This window comes from Mycobacterium sp. 1165178.9, assembly GCF_001673555.1.
In the GTDB taxonomy this organism is placed as follows: domain Bacteria; phylum Actinomycetota; class Actinomycetes; order Mycobacteriales; family Mycobacteriaceae; genus Mycobacterium.
Genome location: NZ_LZMB01000349.1, coordinates 1 through 5,098, shown reverse-complemented (window position 1 = coordinate 5,098; position 5,098 = coordinate 1). Strand labels below are relative to the sequence as shown.

At 66.0% G+C, this 5,098-nt stretch carries 3 protein-coding genes and 2 pseudogenes; 4 read left to right on the top strand and 1 reads right to left on the bottom strand.

The genetic code is table 11. The annotated features are described in order from the left end of the window. From A5652_RS29170 to A5652_RS15180, 4 genes and pseudogenes are all read left to right on the top strand, one after another. On the top strand, window positions 1-124 hold a 124-nt coding region (locus A5652_RS29170), incomplete at its 5' end, for a hypothetical protein (RefSeq protein ID WP_369805800.1). 1 nt (window position 125) lies between these two features. Beyond that, a pseudogene (locus tag A5652_RS15190) lies at window positions 126-1,052 on the top strand (potassium-transporting ATPase subunit C). A gap of 12 nt (window positions 1,053-1,064) precedes the next feature. Continuing rightward, a complete protein-coding gene (locus A5652_RS15185; protein WP_067352766.1) occupies window positions 1,065-3,641 on the top strand; it encodes a sensor histidine kinase KdpD in 2,577 nt (858 codons plus the stop codon). Further along, on the top strand, window positions 3,638-4,318 hold the full coding sequence (locus A5652_RS15180; RefSeq protein ID WP_067352763.1) for a response regulator: 681 nt from the start codon (window positions 3,638-3,640) through the stop codon (window positions 4,316-4,318). Before A5652_RS15185 ends, A5652_RS15180 begins: the two co-directional genes overlap by 4 nt. A gap of 201 nt (window positions 4,319-4,519) precedes the next feature. Here the strand turns inward: A5652_RS15180 and A5652_RS15175 are convergent. Then, window positions 4,520-5,098: pseudogene (locus tag A5652_RS15175) on the bottom strand (exopolyphosphatase); the annotation flags it as partial.

Genomic DNA, 5,098 nt, shown 5'->3' with positions numbered 1-5,098 from the left:
GAACAGCGCGTCAAAATTGCTGAGCCGCAACCTATATGTCTATGGCCTCGGCGGCATCGTCGCACCGTTCATCGGAATCAAATTTATAGATCTGATCGTCCAATTCATCCCAGGGATGTCGTGACATGTCTTTCTCGAATTTCGTTCGCCTGCACTGGGCGGCACTGCGCACGCTGCTGGTGCTGACCGTCATCATCGGTCTCGCCTATCCCATGTTCATCTGGTTGGTCGCGCAATCACCCGGGTGATTGCGCGACCAGGCCGAAGGGTCGATTCTGACCGCCGACGGTAAGCCGGTGGGCAGCAGACTGATCGGCCAGCTTTTCACCGACAAGGACGGCAACGCGCTGCCACAGTACTTCCAGAGTCGGCCCTCGGCAGCGGGCAACGGCTATGACCCAACCTCGTCGGGCGGCAGCAACTTCGGCCCGGAAAGCATCGTCGACACGCCCGCCGATCCGACGCAACTAGCGGCGGGCAAGTCGGCGTCGGATGCCGGCTTCAAACCGAGCTTGTTGACGACCGTCTGTTCGCGCAGCGCCGCGGTTGGCAAGCTGGAGGGGGTCGACGGGTCGCGGCCGTTCTGCACCGGCGGTGGCGTGGGTGCGGTGGTGTCGGTGATCGGCCCGCGCGACGCTCGTGGCAACGTCATCCGTCCGACCCGGGTGGTCAGCGTCAACGAACCGTGCGGATCGACGGCCACACCGTTCCTCACTCGGTACGAGGGCGTGCGTGTCGAATGCGCCAAGTACGGCGAGGACTACTCGATCGGGCAGACCGTGCCCATTCGCGGCGCCGCACCCGCGGCTCCGGCGGTGCCGGCCGACGCGGTGACAGCCAGCGGCAGCGGCCTGGATCCCAACATCTCACCGGCCTATGCAAACATTCAGCTGGCGCGGGTGGCCAAGGTGCGCCACGTCAGTTCAGACCAGATACGTGAGGTGGTCGCGCAGAACAGCAGCGGCCGCGGACTCGGGTTCTTCGGTGAACCATTCGTCAATGTGCTGCAACTAAATCTGCAACTCGACCGCCGGTACCCGGTCACGAGTTGACACCGAAGGGGGATGATGGTTGACGTGAGCGACGTCGGCCTCCGCGACCACCATCCCAAACGCGGGGAGCTGCGCATCTACCTCGGTGCGGCTCCGGGCGTGGGTAAGACGTACTCGATGCTGGGCGAGGCACATCGGCGACTGGAACGTGGCACCGATCTGGTGGCCGGCGTAGTGGAAACCCACGGACGTTCGAAAACCGCTGAGCTGCTTGACGGCATCGAGCTCATTCCGCCACGCCACATTGACTACCGCGGCGGCAGCTTCGCCGAACTAGACGTGCCGGCGGTTTTGGAGCGCAACCCCCAAGTCGTCCTCGTCGACGAACTCGCACATACCAATACGCCGGGCAGTAAAAATGCCAAACGATGGCAAGACGTCGAGGAACTGCTCGACGCCGGGATCACGGTGATCTCAACGGTCAACGTGCAACACCTGGAAAGCCTGAACGACGTCGTCGCCCAGATCACCGGCATAGAGCAGAAGGAGACGGTACCCGACTCGGTTGTCCGACAGGCGTCTCAGGTCGAGCTCATCGATATCACACCAGAAGCGTTACGCCGCCGGCTATCTCACGGCAATGTCTACGCGCCGGATCGCATCGATGCGGCGCTGTCCAACTACTTCCGCCGCGGAAACCTGACCGCGCTAAGAGAACTGGCGCTGCTCTGGCTTGCCGACCAGGTCGACACCGCGCTGGCCAAATACCGCGCAGAGAACAAGATCACCGACATGTGGGAGGCCCGCGAGCGGGTCGTCGTGGCCGTCACCGGTGGTCCCGAATCCGAGACACTGGTGCGACGGGCATCGCGAATCGCATCGAAGTCGACCGCCGAGCTCATGGTCGTGCACGTCATCCGCGGCGACGGGCTGGCCGGCCTGTCGGAGTCGCGGATGGCCAAGATCCGTGAGTTGGCGAGCAGCCTGGACGCGTCGATGCACACCGTGGTCGGTGACGAGGTGCCCACGGCGCTGCTCGAATTCGCCCGCGAAATGAACGCCACGCAGCTGGTGATCGGCACCTCGCGGCGATCGCGCTGGGCGCGCCTCTTCGAGGAGGGCATCGGCCCTAGGATCGTCGAGCTGTCGGGAAAGATCGACGTGCACCTGGTCACCCACGAGGAATCCAAGCGCGGCTTCCGGATGTCGTCACTCGCGCCCCGCGAGCGGCGGGTGGCATCGTGGCTGGCGGCCTTCATCGTGCCGTCGGTCATCTGCGCGATCACGGTCACGACGCTGGACCCGTATCTGGACACCGGCGGCGAGAGCGCGTTGTTCTTCATCGGGGTGCTACTGGTCGGCCTGCTGGGAGGCATTGCGCCTGCGGCACTTTCGGCCATGCTGTCCGGCCTGCTGCTGAACTACTACCTGATCGCGCCGCGGCACAGCTTCACCATCGCCGAACCCAACAGCGCCATAACCGAATTGGTGCTGCTGCTCGTCGCGGTCGCCGTCGCGGTGCTGGTCGACTTCGCGGCCAAACGCACCCGTGAGGCCCGCCGCGCTTCGCAGGAGGCCGAGCTACTCACCCTGTTCGCGGGGTCGGTATTGCGCGGCGCCGACCTGGAAACGCTGCTCGAACGCGTACGGGAGACCTACGCCCAACGTGCGGTCAGCATGCTGCGGGAAACCGGCGAGGACGCGCGAGCGGGTGGTAGAAAGAGCGAAGTCATGGCTTGTGTCGGCAGGGAGCCCTGCGCCACCGTCGATACCGCTGACACCGCGATCGAAGTCGGCGATGACGAGTTCTGGATGCTGCTGGCGGGCCGAAAGCTCTCCGCGCGCGAACGGCGGGTGCTCGGCGCGGTGGCCAGGCAGGCCGCGGGTTTGATCAGGCAGCGTGAACTGGCCGAAGAGGCGAGCCGCGCCGAGGCGATCGTCCGCGCCGACGAACTTCGGCGCTCGCTGCTGTCGGCTGTCAGCCACGACCTGCGCACGCCGCTGGCCGCGGCCAAGGTCGCCGTCTCCAGCCTGCGCGCCGAGGACGTCGCCTTCTCCCCCGCCGACACCGCGGAATTGCTGGCCACCATCGAGGAGTCGATCGACCAGCTCACCGCGCTGGTCGGAAACCTGCTCGACTCATCGCGTCTGGCAGCCGGGGTGATCCACCCGGAGCTGAGCCGGGTGTATCTGGAGGAGACCGTGCAGCGGGCTCTGCTCAGCATCGGCAAGGGTGCGACCGGCTATTTCCGGTCCGCCATCGATCGGGTCAAGGTCGAGGTGGCCGACGCCATGGTGATGGCGGACGCGGGGCTGCTGGAACGGGTGTTGGCCAACCTGATCGACAACGCGCTGCGCTACGCGCCCAACTGTGTGGTCCGGGTGAACGCCGGCCGAGTGGGCGATCGCGTCCTGATCAACGTCATCGACGAAGGCCCCGGAATTCCACATGGGGCCGAAGAACAGATCTTCGAAGCGTTTCAGCGCCTCGGCGATAACGACAACACCATCGGCGTCGGCCTGGGAATGTCGGTAGCGCGCGGCTTCGTCGAGGCGATGGGCGGGACCATCACCGCGACCGACACCCCCGGAGGCGGCCTGACCGTGATCGTGGATATGGCTGCGCCACAGGCAATGGATGCGTTATGACGCGCGTCCTGGTGATCGACGACGAACCGCAGATCCTGCGTGCGCTGCGCATCAACCTGACCGTGCGGGGCTATGAGGTGATTACCGCGTCCAGCGGTGCGGGCGCATTGCGCGCGGCCGCCGAGCACAAACCTGACGTGGTGATTCTCGACCTCGGCTTGCCCGACATCTCCGGCATCGACGTGCTGGCCGGTCTGCGCGGGTGGCTCACCGCGCCCGTGATCGTGTTGTCGGCGCGCACCGATTCGTCGGACAAGGTCGAGGCGCTGGACGCCGGCGCCGACGACTACGTGACGAAACCCTTTGGCATGGACGAGTTCCTGGCGCGGCTGCGGGCGGCCGTGCGGCGCAACACCGCCGCCTCCGAGCTGGAGCAACCGGTGATCGAGACCGAGTCGTTCGCCGTGGACCTGGCCGCCAAGAAGGTCACCAAGAACGGCAGCGAAGTCCACCTCACCCCGACCGAATGGGGGATGCTCGAGGTCCTGGTCCGCAATCGCGGCAAGCTGGTCGGCCGTGAGGAACTGCTCAAAGAGGTGTGGGGCCCCGCGTACGCCACCGAAACACACTACCTGCGTGTGTATCTCGCACAGCTGCGCCGCAAACTCGAGAACGACCCCTCGCATCCCAAGCACCTGCTGACCGAGTCGGGCATGGGGTATCGCTTCGAGGGGTAAGACTCGCGGTCGTGTGCTCGCGCGCCATTCCGCGCCGCACCATAGGCGTCGTGCCGCCGTCGTCCCACCGGCTGTGCCCGGCGGCGTCGTCCGACGGCCGTCGTCCACTCCGGTATCGTCCCTCCGACTGTGTCACCCGCCACTTTTGCCTCAGCACGGGAGGGTTCGCCCATTTTTCTAGAGACCAGTGTGGCGTGTGATCTATTCGGCGATGGACAACACGATGCCGTCCAAGATGTCGTGCTCGCTGACCGTCAGCTCGTCGATGCCCGCGCGGGCGTGCAGCTCGCGCGCCAACTCCTCGACCACGATCGCGCCCCCACCGATCACGTCGGCCCGGCCCTCGTGCATCGGTGGCAGCGCCGCGCGCTCGCCCCGCGTCATGCCGATCAGCCGTTCGCACACCGACAGCAGGTCGTCGCCGGGTACACGCGAAAGATGAATGGCCGCAGAGTCATACACCGTCATGTTATGGGCCAGCGCGGACAACGTGGTCATGGTCCCGGCCAGTCCGACCCATGTTTTCGCGCCCTCCACGGGCACCACCCCCAGCGCGACCTCGAGTCGTTCGCGCACCACCCCGCGCGCCGCCGCGACCTCGTCGGGGGTTGGCGGGTCCGAATGCAGGCAGCGTTCGGTCAGCCGGACGCAGCCGATGTCGGCCGAGTAACTGGCCGCCACTTTTCCTTCAGCACCGGCGCCGACCACGATCTCGGTGGAACCGCCGCCCAGGTCGACGACGACGAAAGGGCCTGCCGCACTGTCCAACTCGCCGACCGC

Bases quoted from the DNA above. Each gene is read 5' to 3' on its own strand.
- A5652_RS15185 (WP_067352766.1), top strand. From the start codon at position 1,065: ATGATGGTTGACGTGAGCGACGTCGGCCTCCGCGACCACCATCCCAAA.
- A5652_RS15180 (WP_067352763.1), top strand. From the start codon at position 3,638: ATGACGCGCGTCCTGGTGATCGACGACGAACCGCAGATCCTGCGTGCG.